Source organism: Alkalibacterium putridalgicola, from assembly GCF_040959045.1.
Lineage (GTDB): Bacteria > Bacillota > Bacilli > Lactobacillales > Carnobacteriaceae_A > Alkalibacterium > Alkalibacterium putridalgicola.
The window spans coordinates 1,799,375-1,822,905 of record NZ_CP162615.1 but is presented as its reverse complement, the minus strand read 5'-3'; the positions used below and the strand labels follow the sequence as shown (position 1 = coordinate 1,822,905).

12 protein-coding genes, 19 tRNA genes, 2 rRNA genes and 1 riboswitch are annotated in these 23,531 nt (G+C 43.3%); of the genes, 32 read left to right on the top strand and 1 reads right to left on the bottom strand.

The genetic code is table 11. The annotated features are described in order from the left end of the window. Nucleotides 1–169 precede the first annotated feature (169 nt). The 21 genes from AB4027_RS08685 to AB4027_RS08585 all read left to right on the top strand — a co-directional run bounded on the left by AB4027_RS08685 (nucleotide 170) and on the right by AB4027_RS08585 (nucleotide 5,391). Nucleotides 170–3,085, top strand: a 23S ribosomal RNA gene (locus AB4027_RS08685). Nucleotides 3,086–3,201: 116 nt separating this feature from the next. Next, nucleotides 3,202–3,317 (top strand): 5S ribosomal RNA (gene rrf, locus AB4027_RS08680). Between the two features lie 25 nt (nucleotides 3,318–3,342). Next, nucleotides 3,343–3,415, top strand: a tRNA-Val gene (locus tag AB4027_RS08675). 11 nt (nucleotides 3,416–3,426) lie between these two features. Further along, nucleotides 3,427–3,499 (top strand) — tRNA-Lys (locus tag AB4027_RS08670). Between the two features lie 17 nt (nucleotides 3,500–3,516). Further along, a tRNA-Leu gene (locus AB4027_RS08665) sits at nucleotides 3,517–3,598 on the top strand. A 23-nt stretch (nucleotides 3,599–3,621) separates the two neighbouring features. Then, nucleotides 3,622–3,694, top strand: a tRNA-Thr gene (locus AB4027_RS08660). A 10-nt stretch (nucleotides 3,695–3,704) separates the two neighbouring features. Beyond that, nucleotides 3,705–3,776 (top strand) — tRNA-Gly (locus AB4027_RS08655). A gap of 31 nt (nucleotides 3,777–3,807) precedes the next feature. After that, nucleotides 3,808–3,893, top strand: a tRNA-Leu gene (locus AB4027_RS08650). A 22-nt stretch (nucleotides 3,894–3,915) separates the two neighbouring features. Then, a tRNA-Arg gene (locus tag AB4027_RS08645) sits at nucleotides 3,916–3,989 on the top strand. Nucleotides 3,990–4,005: 16 nt separating this feature from the next. Then, nucleotides 4,006–4,079 (top strand) — tRNA-Pro (locus tag AB4027_RS08640). Between the two features lie 11 nt (nucleotides 4,080–4,090). Then, nucleotides 4,091–4,164, top strand: a tRNA-Met gene (locus tag AB4027_RS08635). A 7-nt stretch (nucleotides 4,165–4,171) separates the two neighbouring features. Continuing rightward, nucleotides 4,172–4,245 (top strand) — tRNA-Ile (locus AB4027_RS08630). A gap of 19 nt (nucleotides 4,246–4,264) precedes the next feature. Beyond that, nucleotides 4,265–4,337 (top strand) — tRNA-Met (locus AB4027_RS08625). An 86-nt stretch (nucleotides 4,338–4,423) separates the two neighbouring features. Then, a tRNA-Asp gene (locus AB4027_RS08620) sits at nucleotides 4,424–4,496 on the top strand. A 7-nt stretch (nucleotides 4,497–4,503) separates the two neighbouring features. After that, nucleotides 4,504–4,574: transfer RNA gene (locus tag AB4027_RS08615), tRNA-Gly, on the top strand. 29 nt (nucleotides 4,575–4,603) lie between these two features. Further along, nucleotides 4,604–4,678 (top strand) — tRNA-Ile (locus AB4027_RS08610). A 26-nt stretch (nucleotides 4,679–4,704) separates the two neighbouring features. After that, nucleotides 4,705–4,793: transfer RNA gene (locus AB4027_RS08605), tRNA-Ser, on the top strand. A gap of 21 nt (nucleotides 4,794–4,814) precedes the next feature. Further along, nucleotides 4,815–4,886: transfer RNA gene (locus AB4027_RS08600), tRNA-Glu, on the top strand. Nucleotides 4,887–4,923: 37 nt separating this feature from the next. After that, nucleotides 4,924–5,013 (top strand) — tRNA-Ser (locus tag AB4027_RS08595). A gap of 221 nt (nucleotides 5,014–5,234) precedes the next feature. After that, nucleotides 5,235–5,307 (top strand) — tRNA-Asp (locus AB4027_RS08590). 11 nt (nucleotides 5,308–5,318) lie between these two features. Next, a tRNA-Phe gene (locus tag AB4027_RS08585) sits at nucleotides 5,319–5,391 on the top strand. 135 nt (nucleotides 5,392–5,526) lie between these two features. Here the strand turns inward: AB4027_RS08585 and AB4027_RS08580 are convergent. After that, complete coding sequence (locus AB4027_RS08580; RefSeq protein WP_368646420.1) at nucleotides 5,527–6,840, bottom strand: ISL3 family transposase; 1,314 nt, start codon at nucleotides 6,838–6,840, stop codon at nucleotides 5,527–5,529. A gap of 795 nt (nucleotides 6,841–7,635) precedes the next feature. Next, a riboswitch (SMK box riboswitch) is annotated at nucleotides 7,636–7,716 on the top strand. Here AB4027_RS08580 and metK point away from each other — a divergent pair. The 11 genes from metK (at nucleotide 7,714) to mutS (ending at nucleotide 23,519) form a co-directional block, all read left to right on the top strand. Then, on the top strand, nucleotides 7,714–8,901 hold the full coding sequence (metK, locus tag AB4027_RS08575) for a methionine adenosyltransferase (RefSeq protein WP_091487719.1): 1,188 nt from the start codon (nucleotides 7,714–7,716) through the stop codon (nucleotides 8,899–8,901). Its footprint overlaps the riboswitch before it by 3 nt. A gap of 86 nt (nucleotides 8,902–8,987) precedes the next feature. Further along, nucleotides 8,988–10,244 carry a M16 family metallopeptidase gene (locus AB4027_RS08570; protein WP_368645023.1) on the top strand — a complete coding sequence of 419 codons (1,257 nt, stop codon included), beginning with the start codon at nucleotides 8,988–8,990 and terminating at the stop codon, nucleotides 10,242–10,244. Further along, nucleotides 10,244–11,536, top strand: coding sequence for a M16 family metallopeptidase (locus AB4027_RS08565; protein WP_368645022.1), 1,293 nt, complete (start codon nucleotides 10,244–10,246; stop codon nucleotides 11,534–11,536). Before AB4027_RS08570 ends, AB4027_RS08565 begins: the two co-directional genes overlap by 1 nt. 233 nt (nucleotides 11,537–11,769) lie before the next feature. Next, the gene (locus AB4027_RS08560) at nucleotides 11,770–12,675 is read left to right on the top strand and encodes a helix-turn-helix domain-containing protein (RefSeq protein WP_368645021.1); all 906 of its coding nucleotides are present in this window, start codon (nucleotides 11,770–11,772) and stop codon (nucleotides 12,673–12,675) included. 70 nt (nucleotides 12,676–12,745) lie between these two features. Further along, nucleotides 12,746–13,333, top strand: coding sequence for a CDP-diacylglycerol--glycerol-3-phosphate 3-phosphatidyltransferase (pgsA, locus tag AB4027_RS08555; protein ID WP_368645020.1), 588 nt, complete (start codon nucleotides 12,746–12,748; stop codon nucleotides 13,331–13,333). A gap of 152 nt (nucleotides 13,334–13,485) precedes the next feature. Next, entirely contained in the window at nucleotides 13,486–14,763 is a 1,278-nt protein-coding gene (locus AB4027_RS08550; RefSeq protein ID WP_368645019.1) for a competence/damage-inducible protein A, read from the top strand. Nucleotides 14,764–14,877: 114 nt separating this feature from the next. Then, a complete protein-coding gene (gene recA, locus AB4027_RS08545) occupies nucleotides 14,878–15,933 on the top strand; it encodes a recombinase RecA (RefSeq protein ID WP_368645018.1) in 1,056 nt (351 codons plus the stop codon). A gap of 293 nt (nucleotides 15,934–16,226) precedes the next feature. Then, nucleotides 16,227–17,789, top strand: coding sequence for a ribonuclease Y (gene rny / locus AB4027_RS08540; protein ID WP_368645017.1), 1,563 nt, complete (start codon nucleotides 16,227–16,229; stop codon nucleotides 17,787–17,789). Between the two features lie 694 nt (nucleotides 17,790–18,483). Beyond that, the gene (locus tag AB4027_RS08535; protein ID WP_368645016.1) at nucleotides 18,484–19,893 is read left to right on the top strand and encodes an ISLre2 family transposase; all 1,410 of its coding nucleotides are present in this window, start codon (nucleotides 18,484–18,486) and stop codon (nucleotides 19,891–19,893) included. A 195-nt stretch (nucleotides 19,894–20,088) separates the two neighbouring features. Continuing rightward, nucleotides 20,089–20,895, top strand: coding sequence for a TIGR00282 family metallophosphoesterase (locus AB4027_RS08530; protein ID WP_368645015.1), 807 nt, complete (start codon nucleotides 20,089–20,091; stop codon nucleotides 20,893–20,895). Between the two features lie 23 nt (nucleotides 20,896–20,918). Beyond that, the gene (mutS, locus tag AB4027_RS08525; protein ID WP_368645014.1) at nucleotides 20,919–23,519 is read left to right on the top strand and encodes a DNA mismatch repair protein MutS; all 2,601 of its coding nucleotides are present in this window, start codon (nucleotides 20,919–20,921) and stop codon (nucleotides 23,517–23,519) included. Nucleotides 23,520–23,531 lie beyond the last annotated feature (12 nt).

Genomic DNA, 23,531 nt, shown 5'->3' with positions numbered 1-23,531 from the left:
CTTTGTTTAGTTTTGAGGGATACTTTTCCTTCAGACTTTGTTCTTTGAAAACTAGATAGTTGATTTTATAACAAACACAAATGTTAAGAAACAACACCGAGAAATAGAAATTGAGAACAGTTTTGTTTTAAGACGAAACTCTCATCGCTATAATTACCCTTAACCGTCAGGTTAAGTGAATAAGGGCGCACGGTGGATGCCTTGGCACTAGGAGCCGATGAAGGACGGGACGAACACCGATATGCTTCGGGGAGCTGTAAGTAAGCTTTGATCCGGAGATTTCCGAATGGGGGAACCCATCACTTTTCATCAAGTGATATATCCATAGTGAATACATAGCTATGGATAAGGTAGACGTGGGGAACTGAAACATCTCAGTACCTGCAGGAAGAGAAAGCAAAATGCGATTCCCTGAGTAGCGGCGAGCGAAACGGGAAGAGGCCAAACCAGAAGGCTTGCCTTCTGGGGTTGTAGGACTGGCGACATGGACAAGCGAGAATAGCAGAAATAACTGGAAAGTTATGCGAGACAGGGTGAAAGCCCCGTATGCGACATTCAACCTTGCCTAGCCGGGATCCTGAGTACGGCGGAACACGAGAAATTCCGTCGGAATCCGGGAGGACCATCTCCCAAGCCTAAATACTCCCTAGTGACCGATAGTGAACCAGTACCGTGAGGGAAAGGTGAAAAGAACCCCGGAAGGGGAGTGAAACAGCACCTGAAACCGTGTGCTTACAAGTAGTCAGAGCCCGTTAATGGGTGATGGCGTACCTTTTGTAGAATGGACCGGCGAGTGACGATGTCATGCAAGGTTAAACCGAAGAGGTGGAGCCGCAGCGAAAGCGAGTCTGAATAGGGCGTAGAGTATGCCGTCGTCGACCCGAAACCAAGTGACCTACCCATGTCCAGGGTGAAGGTGCAGTGAAATGCACTGGAGGCCCGAACCCAAGTATGTTGAAAAATGCTGGGATGAGGTGTGGGTAGCGGAGAAATTCCAATCGAACTTGGAGATAGCTGGTTCTCTCCGAAATAGCTTTAGGGCTAGCCTCGGATAATATGCATCGTGGAGGTAGAGCGACTGTTTGGACTAGGGGCCCTTATCGGGTTACCGAATCCTGATAAACTCCGAATGCCACAGATGTAGATCCGGGAGTCACACTGCGAGTGATAAGATCCGTAGTGGAAAGGGAAACAGCCCAGACCGTCGGCTAAGGTCCCCAAATTCTTGTTAAGTGGAAAAGGATGTGGGGCTGCTTAGACAACTAGGATGTTGGCTTAGAAGCAGCCATCATTTAAAGAGTGCGTAATAGCTCACTAGTCGAGTGGCCCTGCGCCGAAAATGTACCGGGGCTAAACAAGATACCGAAGCCACGGATAGAACCAATGGTTCTATGGTAGGAGAGCGTTCTAAGGGCGTTGAAGCAAGATCGTGAGGACTTGTGGAGCGCTTAGAAGTGAGAATGCCGGTATGAGTAGCGAAAGACGGGTGAGAATCCCGTCCACCGAATGACTAAGGTTTCCTGGGGAAGGCTCGTCCGCCCAGGGTTAGTCGGGACCTAAGCTGAGGCCGAAAGGCGTAGGCGATGGACAACAGGTTGATATTCCTGTACCAGTCTGCTTTGTTTGAGCAATGGAGGGACGCAGGAGGCTAAGATGTGCACGCTGCTGGAATAGCGTGTCCAAGCAACAAGTCTGAGAAAGAGTCAAATGCTTTTTCTCTTAAGGACAAGTTGTGATGGGGAGGGAAATTAAGTACCGAAGTATCCGATGTCACACTGCCGAGAAAAGCTTCTAGTGAGAAGTAGGCTGCCCGTACCGCAAACCGACACAGGTAGTCGAGGAGAGAATCCTAAGGTGATCGAGAGAACTCTCGTTAAGGAACTCGGCAAAATGACCCCGTAACTTCGGGAGAAGGGGTGCTGACCAATTGGTCAGCCGCAGTGAATAGGCCCAAGCGACTGTTTACCAAAAACACAGGTCTCTGCTAATTCGTAAGAAGATGTATAGGGGCTGACACCTGCCCGGTGCTGGAAGGTTAAGAGGAAGGGTTAGCTTCGGCGAAGCTCTGAATTGAAGCCCCAGTAAACGGCGGCCGTAACTATAACGGTCCTAAGGTAGCGAAATTCCTTGTCGGGTAAGTTCCGACCCGCACGAAAGGTGTAACGATTTGGGCACTGTCTCAACGAGAGACTCGGTGAAATTATAGTACCTGTGAAAATGCAGGTTACCCGCGACAGGACGGAAAGACCCCATGGAGCTTTACTGTAGTTTGATATTGAGTGTCTGTACAGCTTGTACAGGATAGGTAGGAGCCTATGAAGCCAGGACGCCAGTCTTGGTGGAGGCGTTGGTGGGATACTACCCTCGCTGTATGGCCACTCTAACCCACGACCGTTAACCGGTCGGGAGACAGTGTCAGATGGGCAGTTTGACTGGGGCGGTCGCCTCCCAAAATGTAACGGAGGCGCCCAAAGGTTCCCTCAGAATGGTTGGAAATCATTCGTAGAGTGTAAAGGCAGAAGGGAGCTTGACTGCGAGACCTACAAGTCGAGCAGGGACGAAAGTCGGGCTTAGTGATCCGGTGGTACCATATGGAAGGGCCATCGCTCAACGGATAAAAGCTACCCTGGGGATAACAGGCTTATCTCCCCCAAGAGTTCACATCGACGGGGAGGTTTGGCACCTCGATGTCGGCTCATCGCATCCTGGGGCTGTAGTCGGTCCCAAGGGTTGGGCTGTTCGCCCATTAAAGCGGTACGCGAGCTGGGTTCAGAACGTCGTGAGACAGTTCGGTCCCTATCCGTCGCGGGCGTTGGAGATTTGAGAAGAGCTATCCTTAGTACGAGAGGACCGGGATGGACACACCGCTGGTGTACCAGTTGTCAAGCCATTGGCATCGCTGGGTAGCTATGTGTGGACGGGATAAACGCTGAAAGCATCTAAGCGTGAAGCCCCCTTCAAGATGAGATCTCCCATTCCTTTAAGGAAGTAAGACCCCTGAAAGATGATCAGGTAGATAGGCTGGAAGTGGAAGCATAGTGATATGTGGAGCGGACCAGTACTAATCGGTCGAGGACTTAACCACCAAAGGTGGCTTAAGGGTAAGATGCGGTGTTGTAGAAAAACGTTGTGTGTACGTAAAATCAACTGTCTAGTTTTGAGAGAACAGAGTTCTCAAAAAAATAAAAAGAAGAGTCACTGTGCGGTGACGATGGCGGGAAGGACCCACCTGTTCCCATTCCGAACACAGCCGTTAAGCTTCCCAGCGCCGAGGATAGTGAAGGGTTTCCCTTTGTGAAAGCAGGACGTTGCCGTGCAGACTTTTACTTTTTATGTTACACTGGAGGCTTAGCTCAGTTGGGAGAGCATCTGCCTTACAAGCAGAGGGTCAGCGGTTCGAGCCCGTTAGCCTCCATTTCATTTTTAGAGCCGTTAGCTCAGTTGGTAGAGCATCTGACTTTTAATCAGAGGGTCGCTGGTTCGAGCCCAGCACGGCTCATATATTGTGAGAAGCAAGCGGATGTGGCGGAATTGGCAGACGCACTAGATTTAGGATCTAGCGCTTCACGGCGTGGGGGTTCAAGTCCCTCCATCCGCATAAGTGTTTCTCCATAATATTAAGCCGGCTTAGCTCAGTTGGTAGAGCAACTGATTTGTAATCAGTGGGTCGAGGGTTCAACTCCTTTAGCCGGCATATTTTTTTTGCGGAAGTAGTTCAGTGGTAGAACATCACCTTGCCAAGGTGGGGGTCGCGGGTTCGAATCCCGTCTTCCGCTTTCCAATTCTTATATTTGAGAGTTATCCCAGGCCGGGGTGGCGGAATTGGTAGACGCACAGGACTTAAAATCCTGCGGAGAGTTTTCTCCGTGCCGGTTCGACTCCGGCCCTCGGCATCATCTATGCATAATAGATCACGCACCCTTAGCTCAATTGGATAGAGTACCTGACTACGAATCAGGCGGTTAGAGGTTCGACTCCTCTAGGGTGCATGTAACAAAGAAAGTACGGGAAGTAGCTCAGCTTGGTAGAGCACCTGGTTTGGGACCAGGGGGTCGCAGGTTCGAATCCTGTCTTCCCGATGTGTTAAAATGGCGGTGTAGCTCAGCTGGCTAGAGCGTACGGTTCATACCCGTGAGGTCGTGGGTTCGATTCCCTCCGCCGCTATGGAAGCGGACCTTTAGCTCAGTTGGTTAGAGCAAACGGCTCATAACCGTTCGGTCGCAGGTTCGAGTCCTGCAAGGTCCATTTTAACCATTACTATTATCGCGGAGTAGAGCAGTTGGCAGCTCGTCGGGCTCATAACCCGGAGGTCGCAGGTTCGAGTCCTGCCTCCGCAATGTCATGGCTGTTGCTTCTTTAGAAGCTTACAGACATGATACACTCGAGCGTCAGCTCGCAGTGTGTCCGAATTAAAGCATTTCAAGGTCCCGTAGTGTAGCGGTTATCACGCCTGCCTGTCACGCAGGAGATCGCGGGTTCGATTCCCGTCGGGACCGTTGATATGCGGGTGTAGTTTAGTGGTAAAACCACAGCCTTCCAAGCTGTTGTCGGGAGTTCGATTCTCCTCACCCGCTTTATACAAAATGTATAATAAAGTTATTTGGGGCCTATAGCTCAGTCCGGTTAGAGCGCACGCCTGATAAGCGTGAGGTCGGTGGTTCGAGTCCACTTAGGCCCATTTATATCAATAATTATTATTGGTATGGGGAAGTACTCAAGTGGCTGAAGAGGCGCCCCTGCTAAGGGTGTAGGTCGGTTTAGCCGGCGCGAGGGTTCAAATCCCTCCTTCTCCGTTTTTTCTTTTGTATATGCAAGGCCCCTTGGTCAAGCGGTTAAGACACCGCCCTTTCACGGCGGTAACACGGGTTCGAATCCCGTAGGGGTCATCATACAACACTTGAGGTGTTGTATATTATTTTACATGGAGGATTACCCAAGTCCGGCTTAAGGGAACGGTCTTGAAAACCGTCAGGCGTGTCAAAGCGCGCGTGGGTTCGAATCCCACATCCTCCTTTGCCATGATTGTTGCTTCTTCAGAAGCTTACAAGCATGGTACACTCAGTCGTTAGACTGCAGTGTCTCATATTCATGACTGTTGAAGCTTCAGCGATTACAGGCATGATACACTTGGACGTAAGTCCACAGTGTTTCTTTTAAAAATGATTGTTGCTTCTTCAGAAGCTTACAAGCATGATACACTCAGTCGTTAGACTGGAGTGTTACCTATGAAAAAAGGTCCCGTAGTGTAGCGGTTATCACGCCTGCCTGTCACGCAGGAGATCGCGGGTTCGATTCCCGTCGGGACCGTTTTTTTATTTGGCGCAGTAGCTCAGTTGGTAGAGCAACGGATTGAAGCTCCGTGTGTCGGCAGTTCGACTCTGTCCTGCGCCATCATACAAAAAAGACGACAGTAACTGGCAATCCGCCTCTTACTTGTCGTCTTTTTTTTGGGTTCTACGTCAACTAACGTTGGTGAAGAATAATAGCTAAATATTTTTAAGTTATCGGAGAGTACATCTCAGCTACCTAGGCAGCTGATGTGTGCTCTTCATTTTTTTTGACAGATTTCTGTTCTATTTGTTGATTAAGCTTGAAGTGCAATATGATTCGATTTTTGTAATTGGCAAAGTTGCGGTAGCCGTAGGCTACTCGGTTCAGGACCTTTATTTTATTATTGATGCCCTCGATCAGTCCGTTGTTGTACGGATAAATAAATGTATGGCATATCGCGCTTAGATGTTTTCTCAATGTCCGTAAGCTTGTCTTCATTTGAGGGGACACATCCGGTGAACAGGGCTGATTCAATATAGCCGACAATTGTTCAAAGTCGTTCGCTTCAACGGCCGCGATGATGGACTGATACAAATTATAAGTGGTCTTGAGAGTTGAATCATAATTCAGTATTTCCGATAGGATTGCTGCTTCTGTTCGTTGACCGAAAAGACGGTAGAAGGTATAGGTCGTGTAAGTAATATTTTTTTCTTTCTTAAGTAGCTTCTTCCAGTAGCGTTTTAACCGTCGATACTTTTTCTGATCTTCGCCATTTGAGTTATTCAGTTGGTTCATTATTGTCACCCGGGTCTTGTTCATGGAGCGATTAATAAGTTGGATGATGTGGAAACGATCGATGATGACATGAGCGTTAGGAAATAACGTGGGTATGAAGCTGATATAACTGGCATTCATGTCTATCGTTATCGTCTTCACTTCACTTCTTTGCTTGAGGCTGTATCGTGATAAAAAGTGTTGAGTGACATGACGACTGTCTTTAGCTGGCAAGATATCCAGAATATCGCCCGTCTCCGCATCAATGTATTCAAAGGCCATGCGCCCACTGGCGTATTTAAATTCGTCAAAAGACAAGTTTTTGGGAAGTGAATGATAATGTGGACGGTAACGTTCACCTTCCGCTGTAAGGACACGTTGAACACTCGCTTCTGAGACATTAGTGTGCTTGGCTATATCTTTGATTGAGCGGGTTTCACCGGATTGAGTCAAGATTTGTGCTTTTATGTAGTTCGAGATGAAGCAGTTACGTTCAACGACGGGAGTTCGAGCAGTAAAACTTTTACCACAGCCCTTGCACATAAAGCGCTGTTTTCTGATACGTAAGTATGTAGGCAAAATTCCTGCCATGGGAAAGGTTACCCGAGAGGTCTGAGTGCCGTTTTTATAGATACTGAACCCTACATTGGGTGCCTCGCAGTGTGCACATCCTTTAGGGACGTAGGACAATGTGCAGTCAATGAACTTACATTTTCTCCCCTTGAAGTCACCTTTGGTGACGCAATTATCGGAAAAAGTTAGATGTTTATCTTGAATATCTAGAACGTTTCGCATATCATTTGAAGTAGGCAAGTGAGTTCCTCCTTAGGTGATGTTTTCGTCGACTATTATTCTACAGGAGAACTCACTTGTTTTCTAATATAAACAAAAAGACGTTAGTGAGATTCTCTCTCACCAACGTCTTTTATTGTACAACCTTTTTTTGTCTATCAAGTACTTTTTCGTTTTAGAAAGTGTTTAACGAGTGCTGTAATTAGTAAAAATGTTGTGACAACGGCAGCTATTTTTAAAGTCACTGATAATGAGAGATAACGGACCTGGAGATAATAGGACAATAGATTGAAGATGATGACTGTTACATACGAGTACAGAAAAGTATACAGGTGTTGTAGCTTCATGGTATTAAAAATTGTCTTTGTCTGTATAAAGAATGTCAGAATCAGAAAAATAGGTAAGAGAAAGAAAGAAAAACGCATACTAAAATAAAGTAAAATCACAACATTCATAAATATAACGAAGGCTCTTACTTTTTCAGATTCTGGATGATCGTGTAGTCGCTTTAACAATACTTGTGTAGTTGTATAGATCATCAATACCGCTAAAGGCAGTATTGCAATTTCAGTTTGCATGTATGCAAATAGAGCGCCTATGATTGTTGTGGTCAATGGATAGAGTCTATCGAATTTGGTTAGGGTATGGTTTTGAGACATGTATTCACTACTTTCAAAAGAACTTGTTTTGAACTGTTTTTTCATTTTACCATATTTTCCAGTTAAATAATAAGGCGACTTGATACTGAATCTTATTTAAATTTCAATGAATATTGATGTATTATATGTTAAAATGGTAGAGGTTTACAATGAATTCCCGATAGGACGGCCACAACCGGTCGGAAGCCTTGTAACCGCAAATTAAGGGGGAATAAAAATGACAGAAAAAAGACTATTTACTTCTGAATCAGTTACTGAAGGACATCCGGATAAAATAGCAGACCAGATCAGTGATGCTATTTTAGATGAGATACTCACTAAGGATCCGGAAGCCCGCGTCGCTTGTGAAACGATAGTGACGACTGGCCTTGTACTGATAGCGGGAGAAATCCGAACCGAAACCTATGTAGATATGCAGAAAGTTGCAAGAGATACGATCAGAGAAATTGGCTATACCCGAGCCAAATATGGTTTTGATGCGGATACATGTGCGGTGCTCGTTTCCATAGATGATCAGTCACCCGACATTGCAGTGGGTGTTGATGATTCGGTAGAATATAAATCTAAAGTTCATGATGAATTAGATAAGATAGGTGCCGGAGATCAAGGACTAATGTTTGGCTATGCAACGAATGAGACAGAGGAATTGATGCCTCTTCCAATCTCTTTAAGTCATAAACTGACAAAACAGCTGGCATCAGTGAGAAAAAGCAAGGAACTTGGTTACCTCAGACCTGATGGTAAAGCACAAGTGACCGTTGAGTATGATGAAGACGATAAACCGTTCCGTGTAGACGCTATTGTTATCAGCACTCAGCATCATCCGGATATCACTTATGAAATACTTAAGGAAGACATATTGGAAAAAGTGATCAAACCAGTTATTCCTGAAGAATACCTCGATGAAAATACTAAGTATTATATTAATCCAACAGGTCGCTTCGTCATAGGAGGGCCACAGGGAGACGCCGGCTTGACAGGCCGAAAGATTATTGTGGATACTTATGGTGGATATGCACGTCATGGCGGGGGGGCCTTCTCTGGTAAAGACGCCACGAAAGTCGATCGATCAGCGAGTTATGCTGCAAGGTATATTGCCAAGAATATAGTTGCTGCAAATCTGGCTGAGAAAGTTGAAGTGCAGTTAGCTTACGCAATCGGTGTGGCTCAACCGGTGTCCATTTCTATTGACACTTTCGAAACAGGGAAGGTAGCTAACTCAGTATTGATCAATGCTGTCAGAGACATATTTGATTTGAGACCAGCCGGAATCATAAAAATGCTGGATCTAAAACGACCGATCTACAGACAAACGGCTGCATACGGTCATTTTGGCAGAACCGATATTTCACTGCCATGGGAAGAGACAGATAAAGTTGATGAACTGGTCAGGTTCGTAAAATAAAGTCACTGGGATACGGGATTTCTTAAGGGATCCCGTATTTTTAGTACTTTAAATTAGAATTGATCAGCATCTTAACGGAGGAAAATATGATAAAACTAAAACAGGGAATATACTTGCATATTCTACCTACGACTAAATTCAAGACTTTATCGATACAACTGAAATTCAGATCACCACTTGGAGCTGATCAGATCACCAGGCGCACGCTATTAGCCAATATGATGGATATCAACAGTAAATATTACCCGACACAGATAGACTTTAGAAAAAAGCTAAGTGAGTTGTATGGAGCAAGTTTTTTTACTGATGTTTCACGATATGGCAACTACCATGTTTTATCACTACACATGGACTGTATAGATGAGGAAATCATTCAAGAAACTGGTGTTTTTGAAAAGGTGATGGATTTTATGCGTCAGGTGATTTTTTTCCCTAACGTATATAATGGGGCATTTCATGATGCCACTTTTAAAAGAGAAGTAGAAAAGTTAAGAGATGACTATTTATCAAGGTACGATGATAAAGCAGTGTATGCAGATGATAAATTGAACACATTGTATTTTGATTCACCTGAGCATCAAATGCTGAGCTATGGCCAGATTTCTGATTTGAATGATGTGGCTTCATCAGAAGTTTATGAGACGTATCTAAAAATGATCCATGAAGATCAAATCGATATTTTTATTGTGGGAAATGTGTCTGAACAGGAAGTCCTCTCATCCTTGCAGGCATTTGATTTTCATCCTAGAGACCCTGAGTGGAGAGACCCTTTTTATAAATTAAATAGACATAGAGAGTTAAAAGAAGAAACAGAGAGTCATGATATCAATCAGACTATACTGACTATGGGGTTTTCGACACCTGTCTATTACCAAGAGGATTTTTATTGCACAGGTTTAGTGTTTAATGGACTGTTTGGCGGGATGACTCATTCAAAGCTCTTTCAGACTATAAGAGAAGAAGAAAATATCGCTTATGCCATTTCAAGTGATATCGATGCATTTAGAGGGTTATTATCTGTTGAAGCAGGTATCGAATTTAAGGATATGGAAAAGACTCAGACAATCATACTGCAACAACTGAAGGAAATGCGTGAGGGGCGTTTTACAGATTATGAGCTGTTTCAGACAAAAGAATTACTTAAGAGTGAACTGCATCAAATCGATGATTCTCCCCATGCAATGATCGAGAATCGTTACAGTTTGTCTTTGATCGGAAAAGGGGATTTGACCATAAAAGACTGGATAAGAAGGATCGACAGTGTGGAGAGAGAAGACGTGTCTCATCTGGCAGAATCGATAAATCTTGAAGCGATATTTAATTTAATTGGGGAGAACAACTAGTGGATATAAAGACATACGCAGAATTAAATGAGGTTATTTACAGTGAACGATTAAAAAACGGACTGACCGTTAAGCTTGTACCGAAAAGTGACTATAATAGTGTCTACGCTGTTTTGTTTACTGAATATGGATCCATTGACCATCGATTCATACCAAGAGGAGAAAGAGAATATCATGCCTTTCCTTACGGTGTCGCACACTTTCTGGAACATAAACTTTTTGAGACCAGGAAAGGAGATATTTCACAGGTATTCTCTTCTCAAGGGGCATCAGTAAATGCCTATACAAGTAATACAAAGACGGCCTTTCTTTGCTCGTTTACCACTAATGGCAGGCAAAATATCGAAACGCTTCTGGATTTCATCCAAGACCCTTTCTTCTCTCATCAATCAGTTGAAGATGAAAAGAGTATCATATCACAGGAAATCCAAATGTATAAAGATGATCCGGAGTGGGCCCTGACCCAAGGATTGATTGAAAACTTATATCCTGAGCATCCTGTACGTATTGATGTTGCAGGGACAACTGAAAGTGTTCAGTCAGTTACTGTAGAGATGTTGAAACAGAATTATCAGACATTTTATCATCCAGACAATATGCAGATGATCATAGTCGGGAACATAGATCCAGCTGAAACACTTCAATGGATCAAGGATAATCAGACAAAGAAAGTCTTTCCACTGCCAATGAAAATAGAGCGCCGTATAAAAACTGAGGCAAAAGAGCCGATCACAAAGTCCAGAGAAGTTCATTTATCCGTAAACTTGGCGAAGGTAAGTGTGGGGGTCAAAGGTCATTACTATAAGTTGAATGAGAGAGAAGCTTTCCGGCATGTCATTTGTATGGAAATTATCCTGGATTTACTTTTTGGTGAAACCTCGGCTACTTACTTATCCTTGTATAATGATAACCTGATCGATGATAGTTTCAGTTATGATTATGTTTTTGAGAGAGGATTTGATTATGTCAGTATAGGTGGAGATTCCAGAAATCCAAAAGAGCTGGCTGGAAGTATTCAAAATATACTGTTGAATACTGGCTTAAATCCTGATTTGACGTTTGGACACTATTCTATAGTAAAGAACAAACTGATCGGTGAATACATTCAGGATCTGAATTCTCTTGGTTACATCGCGCATCAGTTTATCGACCTGCCCTCTGATAAGGTCTCTGTTTTTGACTATCTCTCTGTATTGAAGTCGATTACTTTTGAAGAGTTGAAGGTGGTTGCTGAATATTACTTTAAATCTGAACGTATTTCTGTCTTTACAGTCAAACCAAAGATGGATTGAGGATTGAGGGACGTATAAGTTCGAACTGATGATTCACTCATTTTTGAATAATTAAAAAGTCTGTAAAACAATTTTAAAAAACCTTTAGTTTTAATCCTTTGGATGCTCTATACTCGCTTTATTTCGTATGGTATACTTTGAGAGATGGGATCCGATTAAATGGAATCTTTCATTTAGTATTTTTCTCAATCAGAATATTTCGTTAAAGTATTATGCTAGGTAGGTGAAATCGATTGAACGAAATAGGAGATAAACTTAAAGAAGCAAGAAAAGCAAAAGGATACACACTTGATGACTTACAACAAAAGACTAAAATTCAAAAACGCTATTTAATCGCTGTTGAAGAAGGCAACCTTGATGTTTTGCCCGGCAACTTTTATGCTCGTGCTTTCATCAAACAATATGCTGATTCTGTCGGTTTAAATGGTGACGATCTGATAAGAGAACATATGGATGCGTTACCTCAGACCAACAACAGTAATTACTCAAAAAGTGTTCATAAAACACAGACACGATCAAAAACTAAAAACAGTGGCTTTGTAGCTACTCTTAGAGATAGTCTTCCGACGCTGCTTATCGTTCTGCTGGTTATTGCGATTGTATTTGCAATATATTTGGCCATTACAACGGGTAGCGATTCTGACCTTGATTCTTTTATCAATGAAGACGAACCCTCAACAGTCATTGAAGTGGATGACAATGAGGAAGCTGCTAGTGATCCGGAGGAAGAATCTGAAACTGAAGAAGTGAATGACGAACAGACTGACACTGATACTGAAGAAACTGCAGATGAAGAAGAGTCTGTTGAAGACCAGTCACAGACGTTGACTGAAGTCAGCAGTACAGAAACGTCCACAACATACACTGTATCCGGACCACATCCTTCTGAACAGACCATTATTTTGAATGCTGAAGGCGGCGATTCCTGGTCAAGCATCACTATCGACGGGGAAACAGCTTCAGGGCTCATCGCTGATGGTGAATCCCTTTCAGGTTCCTTTGACGAGAATGTAGCTGAAGTAAGTATCGTTATAGGGAATGCTGCTGTCACGACTATCGAGTTGAACGGACAGGAAGTGCCATATAACACGTCAGAAGCTGAAGCAGTGAGACAAGAAGTTACTATAGAATTTGAATAAACAGTCCTTTTAGACCAGTGTTTGAAGCTTGACAACTGGTCTGTTTTTTAGGAATCCGGAGGTTTTGACAGTGAATTTACCGAATAAAATAACCCTTTTTCGTATATTTTTAATTCCGATTTTTATCATTATTTTGGTTTTACCCTTTGAATGGGGAACTCTCGAAATACTTTCTTCAAATATAGAAATCAATTATCTGATTGCAACTATCGTCTTTTCAATAGCAAGTTTTACTGACTGGCTGGACGGATACTTAGCAAGAAAAATGAATATCGTCTCGAACTTCGGCAAATTTGCCGATCCTCTGGCTGATAAAATGCTGGTCATGACGGCGCTGGTCTTCCTGATCGAATTTTCTTTGGCTCCAGCCTGGATCGTTGCCATCATTGTTTCCCGTGAACTGGCGGTGACCGGTCTGCGTCTGCTGCTGGTAGAGCAGGGTGGGCAGGTCATGGCCGCCGGCTGGCCTGGTAAAATAAAAACAAATACACAGATGCTGGCGATCATCTTTTTATTCCTGGATGATTTTCCGCTTGCCTTTACAGGGATCCCTGTAGGTATCTTGTTATTATACATCTGTCTATTTTTCACCATCTACTCGGGTGTTTTATATTTCTATGAAGCCCGTTTCGTTTTTAAAGGAACATTTTCAAGATGAAAATTAAATAAAAAAGAAGCTCGAAAAGTCATTTGTACTTTTTGAGCTTTTTTAATTGAAATAGCTAAAATCGAAAAAAAGTTTGCGCTTATGCTAAAATAAAAAGTGAGAAATTATTTAACTGGACAATAGTTATATTAGGAGGAATCACAGTGCGAGCTGAAATCATCTCGATCGGAACAGAACTTTTACTCGGGCAGGTCGTGAATTCGAATGCGGCCTTTATATCCAGGGAACTGGCGGCATTGGGAATAGAAGTCTATCATCATGTCACTGTTGGTGATAACCCCGACCGCCTGACTGCAGCTGTGAAAGAGGCAGAAGAACGTGCGGATCTGATTGTTCTGTCAGGAGGACTGGGACCGACAGAAGACGATATCACGAAACAGACGATGTCTAATCATTTGGATATGGATCTGATCCTGCACGAGGAGACAGAGGACCGGATCATTACTTATCACAAGAACTCAGATTTTGAAATGCCTGAAAACAATCAGCTCCAGGCACTGATACTGGCTGAGTCCACTCCGCTGAAAAACGATACAGGACTAGCTGTAGGTATGATGCTGGATCATGGTGACCATCAGTATGTCCTACTTCCAGGGCCCCCTGATGAACTTCAACCTATGGTCGAGAATCATTTGAAAGATGAACTGATCAAACGGCTTCTTGACAAGCAGGTCCTTGTGTCACGTGTGCTTCGCTTTTTCGGCATAACTGAAGCTCAGTTAGCGAAGAAAATCGAAGCAGTAGTTAAAGGTCAGACAAATCCTACAGTAGCTGTGTATGCCAATGAGGGAGAAATAACTGTAAGGATCACTGCACGGGCAGAAACGGAAAAAGAAGGTAACCAGTGCATTGATGAAGTCGAGTCGCAGATACTGGAACCTCTGACTGATTACTTTTTTGGCTATGGAGAAAAAAAGCTGGATGAAGTTGTAAGAGATTTACTCATGGAGCAGGGCTTGACCATTACTGCAGCAGAAAGTCTGACTGGCGGAGCCTTTCTGAGCTCGATTACGTCGGATATATCAGCTGGCTCAGTATTTGAAGGAGGCATAGTTACTTATAGTACAGAAAAAAAACATGATGTTTTAAATGTTTCTCAAAAAACCATCGACAACTTTGGAGTAGTCAGCCCGGAATGTGCCATAGAAATGGCTGAAAATTCCAGGAAAATGTTTGAGGCAGATATTGGAGTGGGCTTGACTGGTGTAGCAGGTCCGGGGTCTTTGGAAGGGCAGATACCAGGTACTGTTTATATTGGCCTGTCATACAAGGGAAACACCTCCTTTGCCAAGCATTTTCATTTCGGTTACAAGCGCAACAAAAACCGGCGACTCGCTGTTCTGAATGCTCATGATATGGTAAGACGTCTTATATTAGATAAGCCGATCGAAAAACGGCTAAATTATGACGAAGATCAGTAAAGCGAATAAATGTTCGAAAAACACTTGATTTTTTACTCCTTGAAGCTTAAAATATAGAGAGTAAAGAACAAGATAATCTCGTATTAGATAGTGATGATTACAGGAGGAAAATAAATGGCAGATGATCGAGCAAAAGCGTTAGAAACAGCACTGAAAAAAATAGAAAAAGCTTACGGTAAGGGTTCTATAATGAAAATGGGAGAAAAAGTCGATACACAGATCAAAAGTGTTTCAAGTGGCTCACTCGCATTGGATGTAGCTCTAGGTATAGGCGGGTATCCTCGTGGAAGGATCATTGAAGTATATGGACCCGAGAGTTCCGGTAAAACGACGGTCTCACTCCATGCTATTGCATCTGTTCAGGCCAATGGCGGTATTGCCGCGTTTATCGATGCGGAGCATGCTTTGGATCCAAAATATGCTACTGCATTAGGTGTAAATATCGATGAATTACTTTTATCTCAGCCTGACACAGGGGAACAGGCGCTGGAAATCGCCGATGCCCTGGTTTCAAGTGGAGCGGTGGATATCGTTGTTATCGACTCGGTAGCGGCACTGGTTCCTAGAGCAGAGATCGATGGAGAAATGGGTGCCTCTCATATGGGCTTGCAGGCACGCTTGATGTCTCAGGCACTGCGTAAACTCTCCGGATCTATCAATAAAACGAAGACGATCGCCTTATTCATTAACCAGGTCCGTGAGAAAATCGGCGTTATGTTTGGTAACCCGGAAACAACACCTGGTGGACGTGCGCTGAAATTCTATTCTACCGTTCGTTTAGAGGTCCGACGTGGTGAATCCATTAAATCCGGTTCTGATATGACAGGGAACCGTACGAAAATCAAGATAGTTAAAAATAAAATCGCGCCCCCATTCAAAACAGCTATGGTCGATATCATGTATGGTGAAGGTATTTCCCAAATCGGAGAAATCGTTGATATGGGTGCAGAAGTGGATATTATCACAAAAGCCGGCGCATGGTACTCTTATGGTGATGAAAGAATCGGACAGGGTAGAGAAAATGCTAAACAGTATCTTAAGGACCACCCTGAATTAAGAATCGAGATCGAGAAAAAAGTCAGAACGGCTTATGGTGTCGGTGATGAACTTCCTGTTGAAGAAAGTGCAGAAGATGCAGAAGCTGCACCGGAAGCCTTAGAATTAGATTGATAGATTGATCTCTGGATTGAATTTCTATACTCGCTTACCGGGTGAGATAGGAATTCAATCTTTTTTTGAGAAAACGCCGTTTTTGTCAGTCTCATCATTGAAATAAAACGGGCAGAGTAAAATCTATGTTGACAGAAGAACGAAAGAACTATAAAATTAGAGTAGTATGTTGCTTTATTTATTAAAGCAAACGTCATCGTGTACTACAAATTAAATATGATATTATCAGTTAATGAGATATCTGATTATTTTTTATTGCATGAAAAACTAAATAATGATACGGAGGTGATGAGATGGAGATAATACTTTCAACAGCCGCCGCTATCGTTACTTTAATTATTGGTTTAGTCGCAGGATCTTATTTTACGAAACAAAATTTTGAAAAAAGATTAGCTAATTCTAAACAAACAGCTGAAGACATTATTGAAGACGCAAATAAAGAAGCTGAAACTTTGAAAAAGGAAGCGTTGCTGGAGGCAAAGGAAGAAATCCATTCTTATCGAACAGAAATTGAGTGGGAGCTAAAAGAACGCCGATCTGAAGTGTCTCGTCAAGAAAACCGAATTGCGCAGCGTGAAGACAACATGGAGCGTAAAGAGACTACTATAGATAAAAGAGAAAGTTCATTGCAAAGCAGAGAAGATAAACTATCTGCTCGTCAGAAAAAAGTGGAAGAGCTGGAGCAAGCTGCAAAAGACTTATTAGAAGAGCAGAACGAAAAACTTCTAAGTATTGCAGGTTTATCAGAAGAAGAGGCAAAATCTGTCGTGCTCAAACAAGCAGAACAAGAGTTGACACGTGATATGGCCATCATGGTGAAACGTTATGAGGATCAGGCAAAAGTTGAAGCTGATAGAAAAGCGAAAAACATTGTCACTCAAGCGATCCAGCGCTGTGCTGCCGACCAGGTCACTGAGTCGACTGTTAGTGTCATCAATCTGCCGAATGATGATATGAAAGGACGTATTATCGGACGCGAAGGACGTAATATCCGAACGCTTGAAAGTCTGACTGGTATGGACCTGATTATCGATGATACACCTGAAGCTGTCGTTCTAAGCGGATATGATCCGATTAGACGAGAAGTGGCTAAGATGGCGTTAGAGAAATTGATCTCTGACGGACGTATCCATCCAGGCAGGATTGAAGAAGCTGTAGAAAAATCACGAAAAGAAATGGACGAACGAATTAGAGAAATCGGTGAAGAAGCCATGTTTGAGCTTGGTATTCACTCGATCCACCCTGATTTGATGAAAATTATCGGACGTTTGCACTTTAGAACAAGTTATGGTCAAAATGTATTGAATCATTCAATCGAGGTCGCAAAACTTGCTGGTGTAATGGCTGCTGAGCTAGGCGAAGATGTTCAACTGGCGAAACGTGCCGGCTTGCTTCACGATATAGGTAAAGCACTAGATAGTGAAGTAGAAGGTTCGCATGTTGAGATCGGCGCACAAATAGCAATGAAATATCAGGAAAATGAAACAGTTATCAATGCGATTGCATCTCACCACGGTGATGTTGATGCAACTTCAGTCATTGCTGTCTTAGTCGAATCGGCAGATTCTATTTCTGCTGCCAGACCGGGCGCAAGAAGTGAATCCTTGGAGCATTATTTACAACGACTTGAAAATCTAGAGCGAATCTCTAACAGCTTCAAAGGTGTTAAAGAAAGTTATGCAATTCAGGCTGGACGAGAAGTTAGAATCATCGTTAAACCAGATGAATTGGATGACAGCATGGCATCCAAGTTAGCTAGAGATGTACGTAAACAAATCGAAGATGATATGGACTATCCTGGACATATTAAAGTAACGGTTATACGCGAAACTAGAGCAGTTGAATATGCTAAATAAAAGTTAATTTTATAAGATCAGTCAATGAAGGTAAACTTCTTGACTGATCTTTTTTCTATTCAGTGTCTTGAGGCTCCTGGGGAAATGTCATGCTCACTATGCCGGGTCTCACTGGGTAAGCACATGAATCAGCAAAATGTCTTACTCAGCCATTAAGAAATCGACGAGCGAGCATTATAAACTCTAAAATGTATTGCTCACGATCCTAACCGCAAATAAGTGAACACTTTTTGAGTAATGATGTCTTACTCAGGTCATTGAAGAGTTCTGAGCGAACAGTTTCTATGCTGAAATGTCTTGCTCAGCTCTATAAAAGTTCTGAGCGGACAGTTTTTACGCTGAAATGTCTTGCTCAGCTCTATAAAAGTTCTGAGCGGACAGTTTTTACGCTGAAATGTCTTACTCAGTCCCATAAAAGTTCTGAGCAAACAGATTTCATATAAAATTGTCGAACTCAATGCAGATCAGGTCGGTGACTAAGCACTTCAAGCAAAATGTCTTCATAGGTCCTGACTACTCTTTGCTTTTATCAATGGCCTGGCAAGCGGGGTGCAATAAGACTGCTTTCTAAAGAGAAGAGCCTGCTCACCTATGTGTAAAATAAATGTCGGAAGAGGGAAAATCCGACCTAGACAAAAAGAAAGAAGACCCTTAATCTAGAGATAACGACAACGCTAGAGAAAGAGGTCTTCTTATGAATGAAATTATAACAGAAATCATCGAAACGATAAAGGATTCTTCCACATTATTAGAAGGAGAATTAGCCCTGGAAAGACTTTTACAACAGGTGAATCAACAATTGCTTAACGCAGCCTTTAAACAGATTGATTTAGAACTGCTTCCGAAATATAAAGAGCAGGGATATGAAATTGATAGTATACCTAAGCGTACACTTCACATGACCGTTGGTCCTGTAGAGATTGCAAGACATCGTATGCGAAAAGAAGGCGAAAAAAGTGTCATTCCTTTTGATCAAGCTGTCGGCCTAGAGCCACGTAAACGCCATTCTCCTCTTGTCGAAATGAAAGCAGCTCAAATAGCTTCTGATGGAACTTATCGCAAAGCCGAAGAAGCGATTGATCTGCTTACGCCGTTTTCATTGAGCCATACGACTATACATAAGATGACTCAAAAAATAGGTACAACTATTCAAGAATGGACGGATACGGCCCCTCTTCAAGACGAAACGGTTCAAAAGGACAAGACTAAGACGCCGGTACTGTTTATCGAAGGTGATGGTTTAATGCTCACTAAAGGTAAAGAAAAGAAACGTCCTGAAATTCATCGTGTTCAGTTCCATGAAGGTGTTGAGTATAAAGGCAAACAGAAAAGGCCCGTTTTAATTAATTCGAGAATGTTCGAGAGCACTATATCGAGTTCAGAAGCATTTAAACGCGCAAGTCTATGGCTGGAATCAATCTATGACTTACGGGAAACGATTGTCATCTCTAACAGTGATGGAGGTAGTGGTTACGATAAAGATAAATTCTATCGGATTATCGGAAAATGCCAGCGTCATGAGCATTTTAGAGATGCCTATCATGTCAATGAAAAAATCAAACAACGGATGTATTTTGATAAAAAAATGGAAGAAAAAATGAGGAAAGCTGTGCGTACATACAATCTGGATCTGGTTGAAGCGATTATAGCGACGACTGAGAGTCGTATCAAAGGCAACGATGAAAAAGCACCGGAATATAAAGAAGAACTTTCAAAATTAAAAGCCTACCTATATAGAAATTGGGACAGTCTTAAACCCTTAAAAATGAGAAATTTACCTGTAAACAGAGGACTAGGTGTATGTGAAAGTAATCATCGCCCTTATAGTTATCGCATGAAACGGCAAGGCCGAGGGTTTTCAGCTAAAGGTGCTGGAAATGTCGCAGCGATCATTTCTGCACGAAAGAATGGAACGTTTCTCCGAGCGCTAACCGAAAAGATTCCCGAACTATTAACGGAACTCCGACCGGAGTTCAAAGGCGCTGTACGAGCAGCTTTGAAGAAGAGCAAGACAAAACCATCAATCGGTGTAAAAATTGGGAGTATAGCTAATTACAGCTCTTCATCAAGTCCTATAGGACAATTGCAAAAAATGTTTAGTTAGAACCCTCTTTCTCAATCGTTTTGGGAGCTCAAAGAGCGATCAAGCGATTGAGAAAGAGAAAAAATAGAAACAGCGTTTCAGATTTCTAGAATAAATTTCCGAGATTAACTTTACACATACCCTGCTCACTCTGTTTTGATTTTAGGGGCTTAAAACTGGTAAAATGAATGAAGTGAAGAGAAATGAGGAATAATAATGAAACTGCTGTTTATTGGTGACATCGTAGGGTCACTGGGAAGAGAAAAACTGAGTGAATGGCTCCCTAAATTAAAAGATAAATACAAACCCCAAGCTACCATAGCCAATGGCGAGAATGCTGCAGATGGCCGCGGCATCACTGAAAAAATCTACAAAGAGATCCTTCAGTCAGGTGTGGATCTGGTCACGATGGGCAATCACACCTGGGATAAGAGAGAGATTTATGATTTTATCGATGACGCAAAGAAAATGATAAGACCCGCTAACTATCCTGCAGCGGCCAACGTACCGGGCAGAGGGATAGCCTATATAAAAATAAACCAGCTGGAACTGGCCGTGATCAATCTGCACGGACGTTCATTCATGGGAGACTATGAGGATCCTTTCCGTGTGGGTCAGGAACTTGTGGAAGAAGCAGCCAAGCGGACCAGTCATATTTTCATCGACTTCCATGCGGAAGCAACGAGTGAAAAAGAAGCCATGGGATGGTTTATGGACGGCAAGGTGTCTGCTGTTGTCGGGACGCATACGCATGTGCAGACCAATGATGCCCGCATCCTGCCAGGGGGAACAGCGTATCAGACAGATGTCGGTATGACAGGATTTTATGATGGGGTCCTGGGGATGAGAAAAGAACCGATCTTACATAAGTTCACGACTCAGATGCCTCAGCGATTTGAAGTGCCTGATAAAGGCAGAAGCAGACTGAATGCCTGCTATATCGAAATAGATGACAAAACGGGTAAAGCGAAGAAAATCAAGCCTATACGAATCGATGATGATATGTCATTGTTTGAATTATAGAAATCAATGAGAGAGTGATAGAAGTGCCGCAAAAAACAAAGCAGACACCTATGATGCAGCAGTATCTGGAAATCAAAAAGAAATATCCGCATGCCTATTTATTTTACCGCTTAGGTGACTTTTATGAATTATTTTTTGAAGATGCGGTCGAAGTTTCCCGCTTGCTGGAACTGACTTTGACGAGCCGCAATAAAAACGCCGATGAGCAGATACCGATGTGCGGCGTGCCGCATCATTCGGCTAAAGGCTATATTGACAGCCTGATAGATATGGGTCACAAAGTAGCGATTTGTGAACAAGTGGAAGACCCCAAAACGACCAAAGGAATGGTCAAACGGGAAGTCGTACAAGTCGTGACACCGGGAACGGTCATGCAGTCAAAAACGGTCGATGCCAAAGAGAACAACTATATCGCGGCGGTCATGCAGCTGGATGAGACGATAGGGATCGCACTGGCTGATCTGACTACAGGCGAGATGAAAGTCACGCACGTAGAAGAGTCAGGTGCGGCGATCAGCGAACTCACCTCCTTGAACTGCAGGGAAGTTGTTTTTCTTCCCGGAAAATATCTGGCAATGCAGGAATCACTAAAGAATAGATGGAATATATCTGTTTCTCATGCATCAGAAGAAATCGGCGAACATAAACTGAATCATCTGACTTCCAGCTTTGCAGACTCCAAGCTGAAGCCAGTCATCGATCTGCTGCTTTCTTATTTGTCTGACACGCAGATGCGGCGACTGGACCATCTGCAGGAAATCGAGAAATATGAGACTAGCCAGTTTCTGATATTTGGCCAGGAAGCGAGAAGAAACCTTGAGTTATCCGCATCCTTGAGGGACGGGAGTAAAAACGGGACCCTGCTGTGGCTGCTGGATGAAACGAAAACGGCCATGGGTGGACGCATGCTGAAGTCCTGGCTGGATAAACCGTTAATTCAGAAAAACAAGATCGAAGAGAGGATGGATTATGTTGAAAGTCTACTGAATCACTTCTTCGAAAGAAGTGATTTGAAAGAGACACTGAAAAAAGTCTATGATCTGGAACGGCTGGCCGGACGAACAGCCTTTGGTACAGTGAATGCCCGTGATCTTGTTCAGCTGAAGCATTCGCTCGAACAGATCCCTCTCATCAGAGAAATTATAGAACTCTTGAATGACGAAGGCGACTGGACAGGTTACCTAAACCAGCTGGATCCGATCCAGGATGTGAAGGACCTGATCGAACAGGCGATCGAAGACGAACCGCCCTTGTCTACGACAGACGGTGAGATCATCAAAAAAGGTTATCATAAAAAGCTGGATGAGTATAAAGAAGCCATGACGAACGGGAAGCAGTGGATGGCTGAACTGGAACAGCGTGAACGACAAGCTACAGGTATCAGGAATCTCAAGATCGGCTTCAACAAGGTGTTCGGCTATTATATCGAAGTGTCCAAAGCGAATGTGGCTAAACTGGAAGAAGGACGTTATGAACGAAAACAGACGCTGACGAACGCCGAAAGATACAGTACGCCAGAGTTGAAAGAGAAGGAAGCTCTGATCCTGGAGGCAGAAGAAAAATCTAAGAATCTGGAATATGAATTATTTGTAGATATCAGAAATCAGGTGAAAGATCAGATCGACCGGCTTCAGCAGCTGGCTAAAGTCATCGCACATATCGATGTCTTGCAGAGCTTTGCGACCGTGAGTGAAGAGTATAATTACGTCAGACCGTCATTTTCGCTGGATAGTCAGGATGTGGCGATCTATAAAGGCAGACATCCTGTAGTAGAAAAAGTCATGGGAGAGCAGGCTTATGTGCCTAATGACGTGGAACTGATCGACGAGACATCTGTTCTTTTGATCACCGGTCCGAATATGTCAGGTAAAAGCACCTATATGCGTCAGCTCGCCCTTACCATAATCATGGCGCAGATGGGCTGTTTTGTACCGGCAGAGAAAGCGCAGCTGCCGATTTTTGACCGGTTATATACCCGCATAGGTGCCATGGATGATCTCATCGGCGGCCAGAGTACCTTTATGGTCGAAATGACGGAAACGAACCAGGCGCTGGCTAATGCCACACCGAAAAGTCTGCTTCTATTCGATGAGATCGGACGAGGCACTGCAACCTACGATGGTATGGCTCTGGCAGAAGCAATCATCGAGTACGTGCATGACAAAATCAAAGCCAAAACGCTGTTTTCGACCCACTACCATGAGCTGACTGTTTTAGATGAACGGTTGCCTAAACTGAAGAATGTTCATGTCGGAGCAGTAGAAGAAGACGGAGACCTTGTTTTTCTTCACCAAATGCTCCCAGGACCGGCTGATAAAAGCTACGGTGTACAGGTTGCCAAGCTGGCCGGTTTGCCGCATCCTTTACTCAAGCGGGCTGAGAATATCTTAAACGAGCTGGAAATGAAGGAAGAACACTTATTTGAGGATGAAAAAGCAGGACAAACGACTGAGGTGGAGACGCAAGCATCGTCTCAGGAACAGCTGAGCTTATTTGCGTCACTGGATAAAAACGAAAAAGCTGTGATCGAACAGCTTGAGAAAATGAATATCCTGGCAACGACGCCATTGGATGCCATACAGATTTTAAGTGAACTGCAGCAGAAATTGAAGGATCAGGAATAGAAATGAAAGTTG

Bases quoted from the DNA above. Each gene is read 5' to 3' on its own strand.
- AB4027_RS08580 (WP_368646420.1), bottom strand. From the start codon at position 6,840: ATGCGAAACGTTCTAGATATTCAAGATAAACATCTAACTTTTTCCGAT.
- metK (WP_091487719.1), top strand. From the start codon at position 7,714: ATGACAGAAAAAAGACTATTTACTTCTGAATCAGTTACTGAAGGACAT.
- AB4027_RS08570 (WP_368645023.1), top strand. From the start codon at position 8,988: ATGATAAAACTAAAACAGGGAATATACTTGCATATTCTACCTACGACT.
- recA (WP_368645018.1), top strand. From the start codon at position 14,878: ATGGCAGATGATCGAGCAAAAGCGTTAGAAACAGCACTGAAAAAAATA.
- rny (WP_368645017.1), top strand. From the start codon at position 16,227: ATGGAGATAATACTTTCAACAGCCGCCGCTATCGTTACTTTAATTATT.
- AB4027_RS08535 (WP_368645016.1), top strand. From the start codon at position 18,484: ATGAATGAAATTATAACAGAAATCATCGAAACGATAAAGGATTCTTCC.
- AB4027_RS08530 (WP_368645015.1), top strand. From the start codon at position 20,089: ATGAAACTGCTGTTTATTGGTGACATCGTAGGGTCACTGGGAAGAGAA.